This is a genomic window from Bdellovibrio sp. HCB-162 (genome assembly GCF_047344985.1).
Taxonomy (GTDB): domain Bacteria; phylum Bdellovibrionota; class Bdellovibrionia; order Bdellovibrionales; family Bdellovibrionaceae; genus Bdellovibrio.
Window position 1 is genome coordinate 782,591 of record NZ_CP178861.1, and the last position, 22,797, is coordinate 805,387.

The 22,797-nt window shown below is 44.9% G+C and carries 20 protein-coding genes; 12 read left to right on the top strand and 8 right to left on the bottom strand.

Annotated elements, in window-relative coordinates:
• Nucleotides 1-19: 19 nt before the first annotated feature.
• The 5 genes from ACLSSO_RS03830 to ACLSSO_RS03850 form a co-directional block, all read right to left on the bottom strand.
• A complete protein-coding gene (locus ACLSSO_RS03830; protein ID WP_413944112.1) occupies nt 20-1,081 on the bottom strand; it encodes a type II secretion system protein J in 1,062 nt (353 codons plus the stop codon).
• A 2-nt stretch (nt 1,082-1,083) separates the two neighbouring features.
• On the bottom strand, nt 1,084-1,596 hold the full coding sequence (locus ACLSSO_RS03835) for a type II secretion system protein J (protein WP_413944113.1): 513 nt from the start codon (nt 1,594-1,596) through the stop codon (nt 1,084-1,086).
• Nucleotides 1,597-1,603: 7 nt separating this feature from the next.
• The gene (locus ACLSSO_RS03840; protein ID WP_413944114.1) at nt 1,604-4,168 is read right to left on the bottom strand and encodes a hypothetical protein; all 2,565 of its coding nucleotides are present in this window, start codon (nt 4,166-4,168) and stop codon (nt 1,604-1,606) included.
• Nucleotides 4,169-4,255: 87 nt separating this feature from the next.
• Nucleotides 4,256-5,425: an AGE family epimerase/isomerase gene (locus ACLSSO_RS03845; RefSeq protein ID WP_413944115.1), complete on the bottom strand. Its 1,170-nt coding sequence runs from the start codon at nt 5,423-5,425 to the stop codon at nt 4,256-4,258.
• 64 nt (nt 5,426-5,489) lie between these two features.
• A complete protein-coding gene (locus tag ACLSSO_RS03850) occupies nt 5,490-6,560 on the bottom strand; it encodes a hypothetical protein (protein WP_413944116.1) in 1,071 nt (356 codons plus the stop codon).
• A gap of 375 nt (nt 6,561-6,935) precedes the next feature.
• Between ACLSSO_RS03850 and ACLSSO_RS03855 the strand changes: the two genes are divergently transcribed.
• Together ACLSSO_RS03855 and ACLSSO_RS03860 are read left to right on the top strand one after the other, a co-directional pair.
• Nucleotides 6,936-7,640 carry a hypothetical protein gene (locus ACLSSO_RS03855; RefSeq protein ID WP_413944117.1) on the top strand — a complete coding sequence of 235 codons (705 nt, stop codon included), beginning with the start codon at nt 6,936-6,938 and terminating at the stop codon, nt 7,638-7,640.
• Nucleotides 7,641-9,236, top strand: a complete 1,596-nt coding sequence (locus ACLSSO_RS03860) for an NEW3 domain-containing protein (RefSeq protein ID WP_413944118.1) — start codon at nt 7,641-7,643, stop codon at nt 9,234-9,236.
• Between the two features lie 24 nt (nt 9,237-9,260).
• On the opposite strand, the gene ACLSSO_RS03865 is transcribed toward ACLSSO_RS03860, so the two are convergent.
• Genes ACLSSO_RS03865 through ACLSSO_RS03875 form a run of 3 tightly spaced genes read right to left on the bottom strand, consistent with a single transcriptional unit; the run spans nt 9,261 to nt 11,502 of the window.
• A complete protein-coding gene (locus ACLSSO_RS03865; RefSeq protein WP_413944119.1) occupies nt 9,261-9,983 on the bottom strand; it encodes an amino acid ABC transporter ATP-binding protein in 723 nt (240 codons plus the stop codon).
• The gene (locus tag ACLSSO_RS03870; protein WP_413944120.1) at nt 9,980-10,723 is read right to left on the bottom strand and encodes an amino acid ABC transporter permease; all 744 of its coding nucleotides are present in this window, start codon (nt 10,721-10,723) and stop codon (nt 9,980-9,982) included. The genes ACLSSO_RS03865 and ACLSSO_RS03870 overlap by 4 nt, the downstream gene beginning before the upstream one ends.
• Nucleotides 10,723-11,502, bottom strand: a complete 780-nt coding sequence (locus ACLSSO_RS03875) for a basic amino acid ABC transporter substrate-binding protein (RefSeq protein ID WP_413944121.1) — start codon at nt 11,500-11,502, stop codon at nt 10,723-10,725. The genes ACLSSO_RS03870 and ACLSSO_RS03875 overlap by 1 nt, the downstream gene beginning before the upstream one ends.
• Before the next feature lie 79 nt (nt 11,503-11,581).
• Between ACLSSO_RS03875 and ACLSSO_RS03880 the strand changes: the two genes are divergently transcribed.
• The 10 genes from ACLSSO_RS03880 to ACLSSO_RS03925 all read left to right on the top strand — a co-directional run bounded on the left by ACLSSO_RS03880 (nt 11,582) and on the right by ACLSSO_RS03925 (nt 22,762).
• Nucleotides 11,582-12,007, top strand: coding sequence for a hypothetical protein (locus ACLSSO_RS03880; RefSeq protein ID WP_413944122.1), 426 nt, complete (start codon nt 11,582-11,584; stop codon nt 12,005-12,007).
• Nucleotides 12,008-12,013: 6 nt separating this feature from the next.
• Nucleotides 12,014-12,547 carry an acyl-CoA thioesterase gene (locus ACLSSO_RS03885; RefSeq protein WP_295905291.1) on the top strand — a complete coding sequence of 178 codons (534 nt, stop codon included), beginning with the start codon at nt 12,014-12,016 and terminating at the stop codon, nt 12,545-12,547.
• Between the two features lie 123 nt (nt 12,548-12,670).
• Nucleotides 12,671-13,153, top strand: a complete 483-nt coding sequence (locus ACLSSO_RS03890) for a KdsC family phosphatase (RefSeq protein WP_295905290.1) — start codon at nt 12,671-12,673, stop codon at nt 13,151-13,153.
• Nucleotides 13,154-13,156: 3 nt separating this feature from the next.
• Nucleotides 13,157-13,894, top strand: a complete 738-nt coding sequence (locus tag ACLSSO_RS03895; RefSeq protein WP_295905288.1) for an outer membrane beta-barrel domain-containing protein — start codon at nt 13,157-13,159, stop codon at nt 13,892-13,894.
• A gap of 20 nt (nt 13,895-13,914) precedes the next feature.
• Nucleotides 13,915-14,709 (top strand): outer membrane beta-barrel domain-containing protein, encoded by a 795-nt coding sequence (locus tag ACLSSO_RS03900; RefSeq protein WP_295905286.1) that lies wholly within the window; start codon nt 13,915-13,917, stop codon nt 14,707-14,709.
• Nucleotides 14,706-16,280: a tetratricopeptide repeat protein gene (locus ACLSSO_RS03905; protein WP_295905285.1), complete on the top strand. Its 1,575-nt coding sequence runs from the start codon at nt 14,706-14,708 to the stop codon at nt 16,278-16,280. Before ACLSSO_RS03900 ends, ACLSSO_RS03905 begins: the two co-directional genes overlap by 4 nt.
• 3 nt (nt 16,281-16,283) lie before the next feature.
• Complete coding sequence (locus ACLSSO_RS03910) at nt 16,284-19,487, top strand: tetratricopeptide repeat protein (RefSeq protein ID WP_413944123.1); 3,204 nt, start codon at nt 16,284-16,286, stop codon at nt 19,485-19,487.
• Complete coding sequence (locus tag ACLSSO_RS03915) at nt 19,487-20,338, top strand: tetratricopeptide repeat protein (protein WP_295903641.1); 852 nt, start codon at nt 19,487-19,489, stop codon at nt 20,336-20,338. Before ACLSSO_RS03910 ends, ACLSSO_RS03915 begins: the two co-directional genes overlap by 1 nt.
• A gap of 16 nt (nt 20,339-20,354) precedes the next feature.
• Nucleotides 20,355-20,663: a hypothetical protein gene (locus ACLSSO_RS03920; RefSeq protein ID WP_295903637.1), complete on the top strand. Its 309-nt coding sequence runs from the start codon at nt 20,355-20,357 to the stop codon at nt 20,661-20,663.
• On the top strand, nt 20,660-22,762 hold the full coding sequence (locus ACLSSO_RS03925) for an AgmX/PglI C-terminal domain-containing protein (RefSeq protein ID WP_295903635.1): 2,103 nt from the start codon (nt 20,660-20,662) through the stop codon (nt 22,760-22,762). Before ACLSSO_RS03920 ends, ACLSSO_RS03925 begins: the two co-directional genes overlap by 4 nt.
• The last annotated feature ends 35 nt before the right edge of the window (nt 22,763-22,797 follow it).

A 22,797-nucleotide genomic window follows, 5' to 3' on the forward strand; every position in this document is an offset into this window, starting at 1 on the left:
ACTCTTGGCGAACGTTTTTTTACTCCTGGCAGCTCAAAGGACGCTTCATGTTCAAATTCGGCGAAAAGACGGTGCGCCGACGGAGGATATCTAACTTTGTTTCGCCAATGGTATTTTGTTGAGTGCGATTGATAAAGCTCTGGGTGGCTTTTAAGTACAGTTCAAGCAGAACCGTATTCACGCAATCGGCAGTGGCTCCTGTCATTTCGAACTGAAAGCTTGCTGGTTCCACACGAACATTTCTTCTTGTTCCCATATAGCCCACAACAAAACGATCAATCTCAAAGTCAGCGTTGGAGTTTGTCAGCAAGACAGAGACTTCTCGAGTGGCCTGATTGATTTTAATCAAACTGCGATCTGTTTTTCGAAGGCAAACAAAGTAAGTGCGGGAGTTGTAAACTTCACTGCCGGTAACAAAGACAGAAGCCTTTTTATTCGTATTTTCGTTGGTGGCTCCTTTTGGATTGCTCAAAAAGACGCTCACGTAATTAAAGAAAACAGGGTTTCCGAAACTATCGACCTTAGGTAAATCGTCATAGGGATCCAATGGAGAATTAAGATGCATAACATGTCTGCTGATCTCATAGCGACGAATGTAACGGCGGTCTGCATCGACGATCACAATTTCTTTAGGCGCTTTACTTTGTGTGAATAAAGAAGTCGCGACATTCTCGGTGCTGATGCGCAATTCATCTTTAGGAAGACTTTTTCCGGAGCTATCGACTTCGGACCACGCTCTTAAGGCACGCTCGGATGGAGTTTTACGATCAAGGCTGGTGTAGCGAAGGACCGGGGCACCTGTCGTATTTAAGCATTCAGCGGGTTCTGATCCAGACTCAATAGACGTGATTCCGATATAATCGCGGACGCTTTCTTCTTTAGGATCAATGCGGACCACATTGCGAAGATCGCCTTCGATATCTTTCAAGGCCAAAGACATTTCAAATTGTCCAGAACTCCAAACTTCTAAGTTTTTATGTTCTGAGAAGAACTGATGCAAAAGGTACGTCGCCGTGCTGATAACCAGAGCGGAAAGTCCGATTGCTAAAAGTAGTTCTACGACGGTGAAACCTTTTCTCATGCTTATCTCTTAAAAATAGTCATTTGACTGTGAAGAAGACTTTGTCCGGCTCCTTTGTTTTGGGCCCGCACATGTAAAACGACTTTGCGTAAATAATCTGAATAAACCGGAAGCTTAAGTGAATTGGTGCTAAAAGTGGCATCTCCAGAACCTGCATTCGTTGTCTGCCACACAATTTGAATTTCGTTTTCTTGGGGATTTGAAACACCACACATTTCAGAAGTGCCACTCACCAGAGTTTCCGAAATAAAATTTCCCTGAAAATTATAAGTGCGATAGAGACATCTTCCCAAAGGTGGAAGATCGGAGTATTGAAGTCCCTTGAGTTCAATCACATTGTTGGTCAGAATTTCCTTTAAGAGCGTTGAGTGATCGACTTGGGATTTATGATTTCTATTTGATAACGTCAGAAATAAGAAGACACTGACACTCACCATGGATATAGCCAAGGCCGCCATCACCTCAACGAGAGTCATTCCTTTTGTGTTGTTGATCTTGAGTTGAAACTTCTTCATAAGGATCCTAATTCGACTGAGCTTCGAGGATGGGTTGTTCCACGCCGACAATGGAACCGACATCTCGATAGTTTAACGCCGGCGAGCTTTGGATAAAAATATAGCGACCGTTATTCACCGAGGGCGTCGCGGCACGAATATCAAATAACTCTGTGGGAGAAGAGGGAACTCGGTAAGCCATATTGTTAGGTATACATGAGGTGCCCTGTGACACTGCCTGATAATAGCTCGGTGAGTCCCACGTGTAAGTTTTATGAGACAGGTCGAAGGCATTGTAATCCGTATAACGACTTTCAGAACCTACATGAGAAGGCGAGCTGATGTCTCTTTTCCCTGGCGGAGTCGCAGAATCAAAACTGAGATGAATGCGAATACCCGTGAAATAAACTTCAGACTCTTCGCGACTGCTAGTAAGTCCGCGCTGTTTCCAGAAAACTTCAGGATAATATATTTTCGGGAAATCATTGTTGTTTCCGCCATAATAGTTGGAGCCCTTGGGAGGGATGGGAGAGTTGGCCATACTATGATAAGGAGGAATTTTTGCGGATATCACGAAAGGCTGGTTTGTAGAATTCTTTTCTAAGGTGTATCCGCCTGTATTGATCATGCAAAGATTGGAAGGAAGTTGATCTGCAGAGGAATCAGGACCACTCCAAAGACCGCGAAGATAAAAAGGTTTTGTAGCGCTCACGTTAGAACCCGTGATGATACCTATATTGTTTAAAATAAATTTTCGATAACCGTATTTGAACCCGTCATCTTCATATCGCGTGTCGGTCAGATTATGATGGATGGGATGAATTTTTCCTGAAGAGGATGGCCACATTTGATGCAAGCGCGACGGTGTCAAAGGTTGATACTGAGGACTTAACAAATGAATTTGTTCTGGAGAAAGAATCACCAAAGGCAAAGAAGCTTTTTGCGCTGCCGGAACGGACGTACTGATATCTTGATTGAAGGCGATCTCACGCAATCTTTGCGGATCACTGTTTAAAGGCGACGTTAAATCCTGCTGAAATCCGCGAAGGGCTAAGGTGTCCTCGCTTACGATCCACAGAGAAAGATTTTTTCGGGGAATGTTGTTCGGAATAGCAGACATCATCAGACCACGGGCATCTGTTTGGGCAATTTCCGAAGGAACTTTAAGATAAACGATTCGTCGCAGAAGCCGGTCCTTCTTCGAAGGATCCGAAAGATCTGCGACATTAAAGTTACTCAAACCAATGGAATCCAAGTTAATCCGAGACGTCGACGAACAGGCAAGACCCGCTCCTTGAGACGCATATTTAGTGACAAATTGTCGATCCCAAATATCGCAGTCCGAATATGTGTTTGTCGGATTAGAAATGACGACGCCACACTGTTTGGCGTCTTCTTCAAGTGCCTCAAGATTATCCCAACTCATTTTCGGTGCAGGAATTTCTTCAGCGTCTTTCGTAAAAAGAACTCCTTCAAGACCTGCATTACGTCTCCAGTTTGCAAACCCATTCGGAAAGTCTTCGGAATTGGAACAGTGTTTTTGGTTCGCTCCATCTTTCGCAAAGCAGGTATAGTCGGCACGCACGCCGTAATTGTTCAGACCGGCATAAGAATAGTTAAAAATAGAATATCTGTCGGGGTTGTTAAAATACCCGCCAGAGTCCGTAGCGGACCAGGCTTCAAGGGGAGGATTTCCACTAAAAAGAGCAATGGGATAAATTTCTTTACTCACAGAAGCTTGTGTTTGTGGAACGGGGCTTCCGCTTTTCACTTGGTTTTCTAAGTCTGTGGCCTTTTGCAAATCTTTGGTGATGATCGCGTAGCCGGGCCCAAATTGCGGATGATATTTCGGTTTAGTTCCCCAAGGATAAGCGTAAGGGGCCAACAGGGCCGAGAGATTTCCTTGTCCCGGATTCGGCTCGGGAACCGCATGCAGGCGATACTCAATCCCTCCGGCAAGCTGAACACGATCGCCTTGAATTATTGTTCCAAACTCAGCAGGCCATCCTGCGGGACTGCCGTTCCAGTCTAGCTCGGGGTTCGGGCGATGAATGTTTCCGCCTAATTGAAGCAAGCCTTTGACATAAATACGTCGGTCGCGAGCTATCAAAGCTGAAGGAGAAGTCGCACCATAAAGGCGTTCGAGACTCACATCTTGATTATTGCCAGAGAAAAGCAAATAGTCCGAGACATCGAGAACTTTGATACGCTTTTTAAAAACAGCTTTAAGTCCGACATACTCACCGCGCGCGAGAAGCTCGTAGTTTTTTGTGGAGTAGTTGTAAGTAGCCGTGACTTTCCAAGTAAGACCGTTAGGAAAATTTCCTTCCGTTTCAAAGTTTTCTGCCTTCAGGCATTGATTATCTGGTGGCGGGTCCCACAAACGGCGAGCAAGGGCGGCTTCCATCACTGCGAAAGAAGAAATCGTCGCCTCATTCAAAAGGACCTGGTCGAAATCGCGAGTTTTAAAAGTATAATCGCGCTTAAAAATATCCGCTGATGTCAGAATAAAGATAGAACCGATAATGCTGAGAATAGAAACCAACAGAATTGTTGTTTGTCCCTTTTTTCCGATAATACCAAAGATGCCCATAGTGTTAGATTAACACGGGCCTGTTTGATTCAGAAACTAATCTGCAAAAAACCGACTTGGAATGAGAATTCTAGACGTGTTTTCGGATTATGGATCAGTCAGCTTCCCTCTTAAATTCACGTATTCTTCCATCGCATTCACGATGTGATAAAGTGAGCTGGCCTTAGCTGTATTCCCGTTGAATTCATCTTTTTCCGAAAGCATATCGTACCAGAGTCCTTTTTTCGGCGTTGCAAAGAACTTGAAAAGAGTCTCAAGGGCTTCATCAGCGGCTTTCGCATATTGCGGTTGTTCTTCTTTGGAGACCTCTGTTCCTAAACGAACCGCCGCTTTGATGCGCTCGCATTGTGGCCAGAAGCGAGAGGATTGAGTTTTCGGAGTGTAGTCACTCCACATTTCATCAAAAGCAATTTTTCTTGTTGGCGAGGTTCCGTGCTTTTCAGCGAGTAAAAACAACTGATGACGTACGGATTTTAAATTTTGCCCTGTGAGTCCTTCGTAAAGGAACATCAACCAAGCCCATTCATACTGATGGCCCGGTTCATAGATGAATTTTCCGTTTTCACGCAGATGATTCCAGTTCTCGTCGAAGTATTCGCCTAAAACACCGGAAGTTTTATCGATGAATTTTGTCGTCGCTAACGTGATAAGCTCATGACCTAAATCTTTCCAGTCTTGATCACTGCGATCCACCGTCATCCACGCAATCGCGGATTCAAAAAGATGCATGTGTGGATTGGATTTGTAAGAGACACCATTTTTTTCATCAATCTCCGTGTAACCGCCTCCGGCGACTTTGCGGTCTTTTTGCAAATAGTGAAGCAATGCCTTTGCGCGGTCTTTAATCTCTTTGTTGGGTTCAATCGCATAAGCTTGTGCTAATCCAAAAAGTGCAAACGCTTGTGTGTACAAATCAGGGTTTTTGCTTTTAGGCGTGCCATCAGGATTTACGGAGTAAATAAAAGCTCCGGAAGGGCTTGAGAATCTTTCCACCATGTAGCGTGTTCCCTGATGAACAGCGGCCACGGCCACTTCCTTAGAAACACATCCTAGATTTGCGCCGGTAAGAAAAGAATAAATCTGGCGAGCTTGTACCATTGCACGGCGAGGCACATCCATGGGTTCGCCTTCAAAAGTGAGACTTTCAACAAAGCCACCTTGTTTCGTGTCAATACCCTTGGAAGACCAAAGAGGATACACGCCTTCAGTAAGCCACTTTTTAGATTTTTCGATAAACTGATTTGATTTTGCAGACATAAAAAACTCGCGCCAAATTATGATTGAGACTCTATCTCATCATTGGCGCGAGTTGATGTCCACCTTATTTCAATTGAACTTGGGCAGAACGGATTTGATTAATATAATTCACGATTTCAGTTTCTGCGGTCTGGCGCGCCGGATTTGCGGATTTAGTGCTTTTTGCAACTTGACCATTTTTAACAATCTTCATAATGGTCTCGTCCACAACGATGCCATGCCCGGCACGAGTTAAGATGGCGCGAGTATCTAAGACTGCCTTTACGTAACGCTTCATCTCAGAAACCTCAACGTCATTGTATTTAGAAAAATCCAATGTCCATTTCATTCCCAAAAGACCTAACTTGATTTTGTTTTTCCAGTCTTTATCCACATTGCTAGCTTTAGCTACAAGCATTGTCAGAATAAAGTTGTGACGAGCTTGCAGGATTTGAATCAACTTTTGTTCAAAACCTAAAAGATCATAAGAAGAGTGCGACAACTGCTCGACAGTGATTTTTCCCTGATCCAAAAGGGTTTTCTCTTTCAAAGCTCTTTCAATCAAAGAAAGCATCGACATTTGCGGAATCGTTGTTTTATCCAGACGATTTTTTTGTTTGTCGTTCACCTCATGCAGGGTTGTAACCAATGCTAGGAAGTTTTTCTCTTTGTTGTCATCTGTTGTCGGAGAAATAAAATCTTCATTCGGAGCATATTCATGAATTTCACGGATGAATTCGCGGGCTGCCGAAGAAGCAAGTTCTTCACGGCGGGCCTCGTTATCCAAACCTTGCATTGACCATAATTGAAATTCAAAGGCCCAGTAGTATTTTACACCCAAGGCTAATTTCTTCGGCATCTCTTTGGCTTCTGTCATTTGCTCTAGGAATTCTTTACGAAGGATCGCCGCATTACCCTGTCTAAGAGCATCGTAAAGTTCTGCCGTCTTTGCATCCAAGGCTTCGGATTTTTTATCCAAATCGCTGGTTTTTTCTTCCATGCGCTTGGTTGTTTCACTCATATCCTTGGTCGTATCGCTCATTTCGACGGTGGCTTTGTGCATTTCATCGAGGTTCTTTTTCACCTCGCACGCCGACACCAAGCTGCCCACGCAGGCCAAGACCATTAGGGATTTCAGACGTGAGTCCCAAACCATAGAATCCTCGATACCGTTGCAAAGTTGGCGGGATTAATTTCCCAAGTTTTTCAAATGCTTCGGTTTACGCGGAAATGTAAGTGCAGTTCAAATGCCAGGATTAAATTCTTCTGACGTGCTCTATTTATAGAGAATGTCTAATGCATGATCAAAAAGTGACAAGAAAAGTAATCACTTAGCCCCTGAGCGGATGGCAGCGCCGAAGTGAATAACCTGTCAATAATTTATGCAGGGACATGTAAGAGCACTGAAACCGTTCAGTTTGAGAATTGTCATTGATCTCAAGTCATACTTATTTGAAGAGGCACCCTTAAATTTCTGTAATTTGGTAAAATGCAAAATACGAGATGAAATAGTATATTGCCTTGGGGGGATATGGAATTAAAGCATGCTCGCTATGGTGTGATAGCCATGGTTCTCAGTTTTCTATTACTGTTCTTTCAAAATATGACCACGGCCAATCTTGGCAAAAAAAATCTCGAAGGTGAGCTTGAAATTATTCATGTAGACAATAGGGACTCATCATCCAAGTATCTTTATTATTTAAAAGGGAATAATAAAGAAAGAACTCTTTTAAAATTCAATAATAAAGCACCTACAACTCTTAGAACGGGCGCTCAGATAAAAGTTCAAGGCGAGCTCAGTGGAAATGTTTTGGCCCTTGATTCTTCATCGGGCAGCGTGCAGGTATTGGCGTCGCCAGCACCAAACACTTTCGGAGTGCAAAAGACGGCTGTTTTTTTAGTGAATTTTCAAGATAACGTTGTGCAGCCCTACACGGTCTCCCAACTCAACTCAGTGGTTTTTGGTGAAGCGAATAACTTTATTAAAGAAAATTCTTTTCAGCAAACCTCTATGAGTGGAAATGTTTTTGGTTGGTATACGCTTCCTATGGCGCAGACGTGTGATTTTATACTTATTCGAGATCAGGTCTTGCAAACAGTCGCCGCAATGGGAGTCGATGTAAATGCCTATCAACGTCACATCATTGTATTTCCGAAAAATTCGACTTGCACATGGGCAGGTTTGGGAACAGTGGGTGGAAGCCCGTCAACCGCGTGGCTTAATGGTTTGATTTAAATGCGGGCGGTGTCTCATGAGTTCGGTCACAATCTTGGCTTATGGCATTCTCATTCTTTGGAATGTGGCACGACGGTTCTTGGAAGTAGTTGTACAAAGAGTGAATATGGGGATTGGTTTGATACTATGGGAGGCGGAGAGCCTACTCATTATAATGCTTTTCAAAAGGAAAATTTAGGCTGGTTGAATTATGGTACTTCGCCTTCGATTGTCACTGTAGAAAATGGCAGTGCGATGGTGACTATAGAGCCCTATGCCGCGACAACCCTTGGAATTAAAGCTGTCAAAGTACTCAAGAGTGTCGATGCAACCACCGGCGCAAAAACTTGGTACTATCTTGAATATCGGCAAGCGATCAATTTGGATAGTCCTTTAATAAATAGGCCTGGAACAACCAGCGGACCTTTGGTTCATCTCGGTACTGAAGGAAATGGAGATACGAGCCTCCTTTTAGATATGACTCCTGCTAGTAATTCGAATATTGCATACGATTGGAATGATTCGCCTTTGCCTTTGGGAATTCCATTTACAGATTCAGGTGGCGTCACGTTGACTTTATTGTCCGCGGACAGTCGTGGTGCGACAGTGAGTGTGAGTACCTCAGGCACTAACACTCCTGTTTGTATTAGATCCAACCCCAGTGTGACGATTTCTCCCGCAGCGCCCAGAGCCGTCCTGCCTGGAACACCAGTGGCTTATGTTGTATCGGTTAAAAATAATGACAATTCTATTTGTTCGTCTTCGACATTCAATTTGGGTTCAGTGGTTCCAAGTGGATTTAGTTTTAGTTTTAGCAGCTCATCTTTAAGTTTGGCTCCTGGAGCTTCAGGAGACAGTACACTTACGGTCGCTTCTGGTAGTTCTTCTGCGGCAGGATCCTATAATATTTCTGTTTCTGCAGTGAATGGGGCCGCAAATTCTTATATTGGCAGTGGGGCCGCAATCTATTCCGTTGCTTCCAATTGTACGATGTCGAATCCCACTGTGATCTTAATGCCGACAACCTCAAGTTCGGCCTATCCAGGGACAACTTTAAATTACACCATGGCCGTGAAAAACAATAACAATTCCGCTTGTTCTGTCAGTACCTACAGTCTTAGTTTTTCAGTTCCGAGTGGCTGGAATGCTTCTCTTGCAAGTACTTCTGTCAGTTTGGCATCAGGAGCCAGTGCAAATATTAATTTTGCAGTGACATCTCCTCTTTCCTCCGCCTCAGGAAATTATTTAGTAGCGACTTCGGCAAGTGTAGGGGCTTATTCAGCTAGTGCCTCGTCGAATTATTCGGTGGTCTCTCTTCAAGTTTTGAGCATTTCGGTTGGAACGGATAAGCTTTCATATTCAGCGGGAAATACAGTGAGTATGACAGCAAATGTTATGTTGGGGGGAGTTGCCGCCAGCGGCTTGAATGTGACTTTTTCGATTTCAGATCCAAATGGAAAAATTATCACAGGTTCAGCGACGACAGGATCAAATGGCAATGCTATTTATAAATACAAACTGTCTCGTAAACCCGCCAAAGGAATTTATAATGTGAAGGCAAATGTCAGCAGTGGAACTCAATCTGCAAGCGGCACAGCGAGCTTCACCGTGCCCTAACACATTGACAGTGGCGCAATATTTTCAAAGGACTTTGCTAAGGAAATTGCGAGTCCGTTCATTCTGCGCATGAGAGAAGATCTTCTCCGGAGTTCCTTCCTCCATGATCTGACCTGCGTCCATAAAGAACACACGGTCACTGACCTGACGAGCAAAACCCATTTCGTGCGTCACGATCACCATCGTCTTTCCACTGTGAGCGAGAGACTTGATAACATCCAAAACTTCGCCCACCATTTCCGGGTCCAGCGCCGATGTCGGTTCATCAAACAGAAGAACCTGCGGTTCCATAGCTAGCGCTCTGGCAATAGCAATACGCTGCTGTTGTCCACCGGAAAGTTCATTAGGATAAGAGTCCGCTTTGTCAGAAAGCCCCACGCGTTTCAGAAGTTCATGAGCTTTTTTTTCAGCCTCTGCGCGCGACATGTTTTTCACAGAAATGGGCGCAAGGCAGATATTCTCAAGTGCCGTCATGTGCGGGAATAAATTAAAGCGCTGAAACACCATGCCCACGTGAGCGCGTAAAAGATTTAAATCTGTTTCGTGAGCTGTCACGGTAAAACCATCGACTTTAACCATGCCACCATTGGCTGTTTCAAGAGCATTTAAGCAGCGAAGAAAAGTGCTTTTGCCGGAACCTGAAGGGCCAATCACACACACGACCTCGTTGTCTTTGATCTCACAATTGACGTCTTTAAGAACTTGCTTAGAACCAAAAAATTTCTGCAGATCTTTTACTTGAATCATGAGTTCTTATACTTTCTTTCAAGAATATGAACGACGTAAGACATGCCGAGCGTGATAATCAAATATATGAAGGAAATAAAAAGATACGGTTCCCAATAACGGGAGTACGCACCGGCAGCTGTTCTTGCCGCGTAAGCGAGTTCCGCAAGACCGATTGCTGATACCAAAGAAGAATCCTTCAGTAACATAATCGCTTCATTTCCCAATGGCGGAAGCATGCGCCGAAATGCTTGAGGAATAATCACAGCTTTCATAGTCTGAAAATAGTTAAGCCCCAAAGATCTCGCGGCTTCGAATTGCCCGCGATCGATGGATTGAATTCCCGCGCGGAAAATTTCTGCGATATAGGCGCCGGAGTTTAAACTCAGTGCCAACGCACCGGAAATGAAAGCCCCATATTCACGCTTTAAATACAAAGCCAAATCGCCACTGATAAGAAGTCCATTTTCCGGATGAATCAGCATCGGAACCAAGGCGAAATGAATTAAAAGAATTTGTACGAAGAGAGGGGTACCGCGAAAAAACGTGATGTAAAGCTGGGAGGGCGCTTTGGCTAAAATTCGCAAAGGCCATTTCCAGGGTCCGCGTTCTGCCTGGGCAATTTTACCTAATCCCAGCAGAAGTCCCAAAACCGTTCCAAAGAAAACACCGATGATGGTCAGTTCGAGGGTGGTCCAAAGCCCTTGTAAAAACAAAGGCCAGTATTCAACGATGATGTCAGTGCGAAACCACGAAAACATCAGTTCTTTTTCTCACCGAAATAAATCTTATAAATACGATCGTAAGTGCCATCCGCTTTGATAGCAGATAAGCCGTCATTGATCTTCTTTAGAAGTTCCGCGTTTCCTTTTTTAACAGCAATGCCGTAATACTCTTTTGAAAAGCTGGCATCAGAAATCGTTTTAAAAGTTTTTGGATTGTTGGCCAGGAAGTTATTCACAACACCATTGTCGGCAACAACGGCATCGACTCCACCGTTTTCTAGCTCTTGAAGGGCCAAAGGTGTTCCTTCAAATCTTTTGATGTTGGGATTTGATTTGCCCAAAAGACGGCTTGAAACCTCGTCTCCTGTCGTGCCAGTTTGCACACCAATTTTAGAATTTTTCAATTCATCAAACTTGGTGATTTTCGAAGAGGCGGGCAGGGCGATCAATTGCACAGCTTCAAAATAGGGTTCAGAAAAATCCATTACCTTTTTGCGTTCGTCATTGATGGTGATAGCGGATACCAAAATGTCACGGTCGCCGGATTGAAGCTGGCTGAAAAGTCCTTCCCATGGAGTATTCACGAATTTAAGTTTCAATCCCGACTTTTCAGCAATAGCTTTTAAAATGTCGATGTCAAAACCCTGCACCGTTTTGTCTGCAGTTTCGCTTTCAAACGGAGCGTAAGCTGCATCTGTTCCGACCACGAGTTCTTGCTTGGCCTGACTGGAGACAGTTCCTTCAGGACTTTCAGATTTTTTGGTGCATGAAGTGAGTGTGAGTAAAAGAACAAGACCTAGTAGAATGCTTTTCATGGAAGTCTCCTCGTGTTCGTATAGACTCACTTGACCATGAGCTGCATCGTTGAGTCAAATGTCATTTAAGGAGTATTTCATGCGCGAAGCCCTGGGCAAGATCGCAGGTTCCGTCTTGCGAAGTCTTTTTATTTCCATCGTTATGTTTGTCATTGTTTTTTCCGTTGTCACAGGGGAATTTCCGCCAAACTTTGGGCGCATCAAAAAGACTTACGCAAGTCTTCAGCAGATGACTCAATTAAGCCGCCAGATTCATGAACAGCAAAAGGCGATGCAGCATCAGTATGCGGACTCCGGAGAAGTCGACGAACAAGACGTTGAAGCCTTGCAAGAACTCAATTTGAAACGGGCTGAAATCGGCGCAGGCATTCTTGGAGATCCCAATGCGCCTTCTTCAGTGAATGAAAGTGCGGACGTCAAAGAACTCAAAGCAAAAATAAAAGATATGGAAGCACAACTTTATCGTTTGCAACATCGTGTGAGCGAATTGGAATCTCGAAAGTAGGACGTTATGAATTTATTTTTCCGTCTTTTTTATATTCTTTTATTTTCGCGTTCTCGTAAACCCGTTCAAATCATGGAGGAGTGTGCCACTCCATTTCGTGTTTGGCCTACGGACTTAGATGTTTTGCGGCACATGAATAACGGCGTTTATTTTTCTCTCCAGGATTTGGCGCGAACAGATTATATGATCCGCGCTCAGGCGGCAAAAAAGATTGCAGAGCAAGGATGGTATCCTGTTGTGGCCTCTGAAATGATTCGTTTTCGTCGGTCGCTGAAGCTTTTCCAAAAGTTTGAACTTTGCACGCGCTTGATAAGCTGGGACGAAAAATATCTTTATCTCGAGCACAAATTCGTCAGTCGCGGTGAAGTGATTGCATTGGGAATGATTCGCGCACGTTTTTTAAGTAAAACGGGTGGAACTGTTTCGCCTCAAGACCTTTTGAACGTATTGAACCTTTCGTTGCAAGCTCCACCGTTTCCCGAGCATTTAGCTTCTTGGATTTCTGCGGATCAAACGCACTCGAAGAGTTTGGGTCTTTGATTTAAGCAACGCTGGACTTTTGTCTTATTTGTCATACAACCCTAAGTCCTGTATCAAGGTAGGGCACTTGCCCCCTTGTCTATTCTTTTCCACAATGATTCAGTGGGATTAGAAATATCAAAATTGAAAAATATCAAGATGTTGGTCCTCGATGTGGACGGCGTCTTAACGGACACGCGTATTTGGTTTGATGGCAAAGAATGGCGTCGATTCTTTTCTATTCGCGATGGCGTGGGCATCAAACGTCTTATTGATTCCGGCTACAAAATTGCTGTGATTACAGGAACTAAGGCCGAAGACATCCGCACGCGTGTGAAAAATCTGGGAATTCAATATCTCTATGAAGGCGCTCTCGACAAAGAGCCTTCTTTCTTACAACTGCAACAGGAATCCGGAGTAAAGCCTGAAGAGATGGCTTACATCGGCGACGACATTTTTGACGTTCCTCTTTTGCAGACGGTGGCCTTTGGCGCGACGGTGCCAGAAGCCGTTGATGAAGTTCTTGAAGTTGCTGATTACGTGACTCGCAGACCTGGTGGTATGGGCGCTGTGAGAGAAGTTTGTGATTACATCTATAAATATGGGGCTCTTTCCTCAGGTAGGTAATTCATGCTAAAAAATGGTTTCAAAGCCGTTATGATTATTGTTCTTGCCTTGTTGCTACACAAGGCGGCTTTTGCGGCTTCAGAGGTTGTCGAACTTCCTCCTGAAGAGTTGGCGCAAGAATCGGTTCTTCCGGTTTTTGATAAGCCAGTGAGCGTGAAAAACAGAAATGTGGTCACGGCAGGAAAATTTGACGTCGATGTTTTCTACGGTTACGCCATGACGGAACCTATTGCAAACGTCAGCAAACTGGGTCTGGGTGTTTACTATAACTGGAGTGAAGAGCACGCGATTGGTTTGTTCTTCGCAAACAACATGTCAGGTCTTTCAGATTACGCAAAACAAATCGAGAAGACGCCTGCCACTCATTTGGATTTGTCTAAAGCTCCAATGCCAAAAAATACCATCATGGCTGATTACAACTTAAAAGCTTTCTACGGAAAGATGAGCATCACGAAGTCTTTGGTATTTAATACGGTTCTTTACGGCTCAGGCTCTTTGGGTGTTGTTCAGTATGAACACAAAACTTATCCGGCTGTTGCCGTGGGTTTGGGTCAAAAATTTTATTTCAATAGAGATTGGGCTTTGCGCTTTGATTTGCGTCTTTATGCGAATCAAGGTCCGGTGCCTTTCCTAGGTGGAAGTAAAATGCACGAAGGAACGCCAAAACCGTCATTCGATGAGTTCCAAGAGAGAGTTCTTTACACGACCAATCTCGACATCGGTCTTTCGTATCTATTTTAAGAGGAGCTAAGGGCATGTTTATGAAAAAACAAACATACATTTTTCTGATGCTGATGATGCTGGCTCCTTTGGGAGTGAAAGCACAGTCAGAAACAGGTGATGATTTAGACGTGATTGAATTGGAACTGGATAAAGCCGCTCCTGCGAAACAAGCTCCTGCGAATTCAGCTCCAAGCTACCAGGAATCAACGGCACCCAGAGACAACACACTCACTGATTTCTCCGGTCTTGGAACTTTGGCTCCGTTTAAAGAAATTTCTGTCATTCAAAAAAGATTCTTGCCAAAAACAGGTCGCTTCCAACTTTTTGGGGGCGCGACGGTCCTTACCAACAATCCGTTCTTTAATACGATCGGTGGCGTGGCTAAGGCGAGTTACTTCTTAAGTGAATCTTGGGGCGTGGAACTGAACTATTTCGGTCTTACGACTTCTGAAAGACAAACGACCGAAGAACTTCGCGACATCCAAGGTGTCAGCACAGAGAACTTAGTTTATCCAAAATCTTTCATTGGTCTTGATCTGATGTACGTTCCGATCTACGGGAAGATGACCTGGTTTAACGAAAAGATCGTACCGTTTGATCTTTATTTCTCTGCGGGATACGGAACAACGAATACGCAAGCTGGAGAGAACGCAGGAACACTGCACTTAGCAACAGGCCAGATCTTCGCTTTGACGAAGGCCTATGCCGTTCGCTGGGATTTTAGCTGGAACTTCTTTAACGCTAAAGGTATCGACGGTTCACAAAATTCATTCAACAACCTCTTCCTCACTGTGGGTATGAGTTGGTTCTTTCCGGAGGCTAGTTACCGATGAGAAAATTATTACTACTCCTGATAGCCACAAGTTTTACACTGCCGATTGCAAGTTCAGCACAACGAAAAACATTGAAGCCTGCAAGAAAAGCAGCTCCAGTGTACAACAGCAATACTCGTGAAGCGACTCTGCGCAATCAGTTGAGCAACGCTCTTCGTATGGCGCAAAGCGGACAATATGAATCTGCAGCGAATAATCTATTTTCACTCGCACGCCGTCCTGAATTAGCGGCGGATCGCCCCCAGATTAAGTACATCTTGGGAACTATGTTGATTGAGCTCAAACTTTATCAAACAGCGGCTTTCCAGTTTGTCGACGTGATCCGTTCAAAACATCCGAAGTATTCCAAACTTGCGATCGAAAAACTTTCGATTGTGGCGGACACTTTAGGGGATGACACGATCTTGAATTACGCGGTTTCTCGCGTAGATCTCAATGATTTCCCGAGTAACTTGAAAGACATGATCCACTTCCGTTTGGGAGAGATCAAACTTCGCAACAGAGATTTCTCTGGAGCCGCCGATCTTTTTGGTCGCGTCAGTTACGGAAGCAGTTATTACTTCCAAGCTCTTTACAACAAAGGGCTTGCCGAACTTGAAGCCAATCAGCCGTCTTTGGCGATTGGAACGTTCAACAAAATGTTAGACGCTCGTCGCAAAGCTCCGGTGACTGACACAAACAGAGTGGCGGCACAAATGGGCTTGGCTCGCGCACTTTATCAAAAACAAGATTGGGAGCAGGCGATTGAATCTTACGCCCAAGTTCCGCGTGATACGCTCATGTGGCATGACGCGGTTTTTGAATCCAGCTGGGCCATGCTTCGCGCAGCTCGTTTCCGTTCAGCCCTCAGTAATTTCCAAACTCTCCACTCGGCATATTATGAAGACTTTTATATGCCGGAGAGTTTACTTTTGCGTGCCATCGTTTACCTCTACATCTGTAAGTATGACGAGATGGAAAAGGTCCTCAGCTTGTTTGAAAAAACATACGGACCTGTGCGCACTAAAATCGGTGACTTCTTAAAGTCGACAAACGAAGCGGGCGCTTTCTATTCAGAAATTGAAAAAGCCCACTTCATGAAAACCACGGACAAGAACGCCAACTTGCGTTTGCCTTACATTGTTTTGCGCAATGTGCTTGATCAAGGCGACGTGAAACGCTCTATGCACTATATCGAAAAGCTCACTCAAGAACGCGCGCGCGTGGAATCGAACTCCGCGTTCCGTGCTTCTCCATTGGGTCAATACTCTTTGAAAATTCTCGCAAACCGCAGCCGCAATGCGAAGTTTGCTGTGGGCGATATGGTGAAAGCGCATTTACAAAACATGCGCGTGGAATTGCGTGACCTTTACGAGCAAGCCGGATTCATCCGTTATGAAATGATCACGGGCCGTAAAGAAAGCATTAAAAAGAAAATGGCTGGTAAAGACATCGGGACAGAACAAATCGACGAGAAAGTGGACCGTCAGTTCTACATCCAAAACGGTTACGAATACTATCCGTTCCAGGGAGAATACTGGTTGGATGAGGTTGGAAACTACCACTATCTTGGCAAACAAAGCTGCGAGTAAAATATGAAATTCAACAGGCATCAACTTCTTGTTTCAAGTCTCCTGACCGCTCTTTGTGTAAGCCCGGTGTTTGCACAAGCAAAGGTTGTTAAAACGACGACGAAGACTGTTAAGAAAAAGACGGTCGGTGAACTGTTGTCGCAAGCGAACGAAGGCAGTCGCGGTGGACGTGTGCAAATGTCCAAAACAGACACGTCACTGCCTTCATCGAATTTAGGATTTAAAGAAGACGTTAAAGGTTACAACTTGGAATCAGTGAAACCGCCGCGCTCTTCGGAAATCATGCAAAGAGAAGCGGGCGGGGAGCAGGCAGAGTACGAAAGAGTTCTGGATCAACAAATCCGCGAACTTTATAAGCTCACGCAAAAATTTAAAACGAGTCCGAACCGTGGTGAGTTGTGGCTTCGGTTGGCCGAGCTTTACGTAGAAAAAGCGAGTCTCATTGATGGTCGCAGACAAGATGAATACGATGCGAAACTGCGTGCCTTCCAAGCGGGAAAAACAAAAGTAAAACCGAAATTAGATACAGCGGAAGCTCGTGAATACAATAAAAAAGCCGTGCAGCTTTACGAGTGGTTCCAACGTGATTTCCCTCGTGACGAAAAAATGAGCCAGGCACTTTTCTTCCTTGGCTATAACTATTTTGAGTTAGGCGAAGTGAAAAAAGGAGCTCAGTACTATGAGCAGCTCACCAAAGGGTATCCAAATTCTCCTTTCGTGGGTGAAGCGCATTTTGCTTTGGCGGAATACTATTTTGAGAATGAAAAATGGGCCCAGGCCTATAAAGAATATTCTTATCTGATTAAAGAAAAGAAACACCGCCTGCACACGTTTGCTCTTTATAAGGGAGCATGGTGCTTGTTCCGCTTAGGAAAAGTCCAACAGGCGATGAACTATCTTGAGTTCATCATCAGAACCGGCAAATCTGAGACAGGTGAACAGCTTGCGGGACGCAAAACGGTCAACCGCACACGTCTTGAGGGCGAAGCATTGCGCGATATCGTCGTGTTCTATGCTGAAGGTGGCGATCCGGCAAGAGCCGCTTCCTACTTTAAAAACCTTGTTGGCGAGAACACGGGTTCTTACTTAGAGCGTTTGGCTTATCAGTATTCAGATCGTGGCAACAAAGACGCTTCCAGAGAAGTCTTTAAGCTTTTGATTTCGCAAAATCCAAATTCTCCTAAGGCGTTTGAGTACCAATACCAGATTGTTCAAAACTATTACTATGCTAAGAACACATCTCGCTTTAAGAACGAACTCTATAGCTGGGTGAAAGACTACGACGCGAGCAGTGCTTGGTATGCTGCCAATAAAAATAATAAAGATTTGATTGAAAATTCGTACAAGCTTCGCGAAACCACGTTGCGCAATTACGTTTTGCAACAGCATCAAACGGCACAAAACTCTCGCGCACCCTATTCTCAAGCGCAGGCCAACGACGGATACCAGCTTTATCTCAAGGAATTTCCAGATTCAGCGACAGCTTCTGACATGCACTTCTATTACGGTGAGTTGCTCTATGATATGGGCAAATACGATGAAGCGGCGATGCAGTACAAATGGGTTGTGGATAACGCTCCTCAATCGAAGTTCTATGGCAAGTCCGCGCAGAACTTGATCTTGGCAGTGGAAAGAAGCATTCCGTCTGATCAGGAAATGCAAAAGCGCGTAGGAAACTCTTTGGATCCTGTGCCTTTGGAACCAAAAGTGGATCGCTTTATTAAAGCGGGCCAATGGTATGTGGAAAAGTTCCCGACGTCGGAAAAAGCGGTGGAAATCAAATTCCGCATGGGTCGTTTGTACTATCAAAGCAATCACTTTGACGAAGCGACGAAGCATTTCCGCGAAATCGTGCAACAGTATCCAAATACAAAATATGCGGAATATTCTGCGAATCTTCTTTTGGATATCTACAACTTAAGAAAAGACTATGTGGGATTGGAAAAAACGGGAGCCGAACTCTTGGCCGTTCCGTCCATCGCATCTTCAAAGGCCGGGTCTGATATTCGCGGTGTGATGGAAAAAGCTTCCTTCAAACGCGGTCAGGATTTGGAGCTGGAGAAAAAATACGCAGATTCAGCCCAGGTTTACGATGCTTTTGCAAAACAGAATCCGAAATCAAGTCTCGCGATCACAGCTTTGTTTAATGCAGGCGTGAACTATGAGCGAGCGGGTATGAATGGACCTTCGATTCAAGCATATCAAGGTGTGCTGGCCTCTAAAGATCCTTCTGCGGATAAGCTAAAACCAAAAGTGCGTCGTTTGCTTGCAAAACTATATCAAGACTCGGCTCAGTTTGAAGAGGCGGCGAAGCTTTACAAACAATCTGCGCAAGAAAATCCAACGGACCCATTGGCTCCGAACTTGATTTACAACGCAGCTGTTTTGTATGAAGCCCTCGGAAAATCTGATGAGGCGATTCGTTCGTACACGGAATTTACAAAGCTCAATAAAAAGCACTCTGATAATATTGAAGCCGTTTACAGCATGGCCCAAATCCATCGCAAAGCCGGTCAAAACGGTGCCGCGATTGCGCGTTACACAGAATATGTGGAAGGTGGTGGTCGTGATCAGGAAAAAGTGGTGGAAAGTGCTTACTGGGTGAGCGAGCTTTACGGTCGCCAAAAAGCGCTCACAAAATCCAGTGAATGGGCGCAAAAAACTTTGGCGATCCAAAGACGTTTTGCACCAAATAAAAAAGGTGTCGGTGCTTCTTACGCAGCGAAATTGAAATTGGCCGAGGCCATGGGGACTTTCAAAGAAATGAAAGCGATTTCGTTCCCTAAGGACCCGAACAAACAAAAAGCGGCTGCTGATAAAAAAGTCGCTTTGTTGACAAAACTTACAAGCGAACTTGCGGATGTTATCAAGTACGACAGTGCTGAAGAAATCGTAAGTTCCTTGAGTGTCTTGGGTGAAGCAAACCAGAACATGGCTCAGGCGATTTTAAATGCGCCACTTCCTCCGGGCTTGAACGCGGAAGAGACAAAACAATATAAAGCGGGTGTTGAGAAGTTCGCCGAACCATTCAATACCAAAGTCCGGGAAAGTTTCAAACTTGCGGTCGACCGTGGGTTGGAATTGGAAGTCTATAACGACGGATTTAAAACGGCTTATGAGTATATGAATAAGCTTGATCCGAAAGCTTACTACAATGGTGGTGAGATTGGTTCGGACATCCGCTTAGTGAATTGGATAGGTCAATAATGAAGAAGATCATTGTTTTACTTCCTGTTTTAACATTGGCAGCGTGTGCGACACAATCCGTGAATGAAACCGAAGCTCCAGCTCCAACAGCGCCAACGGTGACCGAGGCTCCTGTTGTGCGCAAAGAAGAGCCGAAGCCCGTTGTTGTCGAGGAACCGGTGCGCCCGCAAATTCCGACGACACCGTCGCAATATGCGGCTTTGAATGAGGCGATCAAGTCACAGAGTGATGAAAAGATCTATCAAGCTTCAACGCAGATCTTGGCACAGTCATCTAATGACGCCAAAGCATTGAATGCTTTAGCGATGTACCACTATAAGCGTGGGCGTTATGATCTTTGCCGTTACCTTTTAAGCAAGGCGATCGCTGGTAATCCAAGAATGGCAGAGCTTTACTCAAACATGGGTATTGTTCAGCTTGCTCAGAATGAAAAGCGCGATGCGATCAAATCTTTCCGTAAAGCATTGGACATCAATAACGACGAAGCTGTAGCGGCGGCGAACCTTGGTGCCATCTACGTTCAGGAAAAAGATTATTCAAAAGCACAAGTCGTTCTTGAAACCGCTTACAGACGCGGAGTGAGAGATCCGAGAGTTCTCAACAACTACGCCATCGCTCTTACAGCCAACCGCAAATATGAAAAAGCGGAAGATTTATATAAGACGATTTTGAAAGATTCTGCGAGCAACAAAGAAGCTCTTTATAATTATGCAACACTGTTGGTCGATAATATGGGTAAGTACCAAGAGGGTTTGGAAGTAATTAACAGACTAAAGTTTGTAGGTGGGCCTGCAGATACTCGCAATCGAATTATTGCTTTGGAAAATAAGGCGAAAGCTGGTTTAAAATAGAGTGAAGGTGGAAACTATGTTGCGATTCGTTAAACAATTTACAGTCGTGTTTGCAATGATCTGTGCTTTCGAAGTGGCATTTGCGCAGACATCGAATCGTACTTCGACGACAACCACCACTACGACAACAACGACGACAAAAAGAAAGGCGACGTTGAACTTCGAAGATGAATTGATCGAAGGTTCAACGCAAAAGCCGGATCTTTTTTATCTCTTCCAAAAGAAGAATTTTAATTACAGTCGTTTGATTAAGCTTAGACAAAATTTTTTACCCGAGATGAGACGAACATCAGAAGATATACAGCGGGTTCGGGGTGGTAATTGAGAGCGCCTTTAATATTTAGAATTTTCAAAAACAATCAGCTCGTTGGTGTTAAACAGTTCGATCAAGATCAAATCGTGATCGGACATAACGCCGAAGTGCATTTGGATTTAGACTCTGATCAAGTGTCTCCGATCCACTGTCTTATTGAGCTGCGTGATATGGGATATTACGTCTGTGATTTGGGTTCCTCTTCAGGAACTTTCAAAAACGGACAAGCCGTTCTTGATGAGATGGTCTCTTCCGGAGACGAAATCGAGATCGGTCCTTTTAAAATTGCATTTTTCATCGGTGTTCCCAAACCAAAAGCGGCTCCCGGTGCAACAGTTGTCGCGGCTCCTGTAGAGATGCCGCCACCTCCTGTTGAAGTAAAAAAACCAGAGCCAGCACCAATGCCCCCTGCGGCGGTGGTAAAAACAGAAGAAATCAAAGTGGCGCCAACGCCAGTGATTCCTGTTGAACTTCCTAAGGTTGAAGAAAAACCAGTGATCACGGCGGCTCCAGTTCGTCCTGAGATTCGCAAAGATCGCGGTGCTTATAAAAAAGTGAAGAAGACAAAAACCTTTGCTCCTCCAAGTGAGGTTCAGGATTTAAGAACTTATCTTAAACCGGGCAAGGGAGCGACTGTTGAAGTGATCGTGGCGTGGAAAGAAAGAATTCTGAACACGTATCACTTCAAGGGAAATAAAGCTGTTCGCGTGAACGCAGGTGATGGACACATTGCTTTGCCTGATGGGTTGGTGCCGCGTGGTTATCCGTTGCTGGATATGTCAGCGGGACTGAAAGTCAACACGACAGCAGAAATGAACGTGGAACTTGTTTCCTCTGCGGGAATTCAACCTGTGGAAGATCTGGCTCGCAATGGAAAAGCGCAAAAAGGCGCCCAGGGTTACAACGTTCGTGTTGATCAAAATGAAATGCTTTGTGTGACATTGCCGGGTGGAAACATCACAGTTTATATCCGTTTTGTACCGCAAGCTCCGATGGTGCCAATGCTTCCGATCATGCTTACGGGCTCTGAAATGACGGGCCTTGTGATGTCGTTGGTGCTTGTTGGTTTGTTGGCTCTTTATATTTCTGCGACTCTTCCAAAAGATTGGCAGGAAAATAAGCAAGAGGAAGTTCAGCGTATCGCGCAGGTGATTTTCAATAAACCACCTCCAGCAGCGACACCGGTGCCGACTCCTCCGCCGCCAACACCGCCTCCAACTCCTGTGGCGACACCGACGCCGACTCCAACACCTCCACAAAAAGTGGTTGTTGCGGATCAGACGAAGGAAGCTCAGAAGAAGGGTGAAAAAGGCCAGCAGTCGCAAAAAGCTCAAGTAGCGGCGCGTGCTAGTGAAGTGGCACCAAAACCAAATGCCAAAGATCGCACGAAGAAATTCACGTCCACTCGTCAAGGTGGCGCGATCAAGACAGGGCAAACGGCGGGAGCAAATGCTCAGTCTTCGAATAAAGATCTTTCGAAAGTGGGACTTTTCAGCGCCTTCGGTGGTGGCGGAAGTCGTGCGAATATCGACAAAGCTTATTCCGGAGCGGGCGAAGTTCTAGGTATGGCCGACAAGGCGACGGGAACTGCGGGCTTCAATGAAGACCGCGCTGGCGATGACCTTGGATCTAAATTTAAAGATTCAGGCGCTGGCGGTAAAGGAACTGCGACTCAAGGGATCGCGGGGATCGGAACCAAAGGCCGTGGATCGGGTCAAGCTGCCTACGGGGCTGCGGATGGTTTTGGTAGCAAAACAACAGTGGCGATCGAAGGCGGTGGCTTTGAAGAATCCTTTGATGGAACGATCGACAAAGAAGCGATTCGTCGTGTGATTCGTGCGAAGAAGCATGAACTGCAAAGTTGTTATGAGCGCGTGCTGAACACTTTGGAAAAAGGTGCGAAGCTTGAAGGTAAAATAATTTTAGCTTGGGAAATCGTTGAAAAAGGACAAGCGCGTAACGTGAAAGTGAAGAGTTCAACATTGGGTAATCCTAAAGTTGAAAACTGCATTCGTGATCGTTTAGCAAGTTGGACTTTCCCGGAACCTCCACCAGGTCTTGTGGCCGAGGTGCAGGCGTATCCGTTTGTCTTGAACCCGGCTAATAACTAATTTCATTTTTTTAAAAAGTTTTTTAAGGAGGAGTT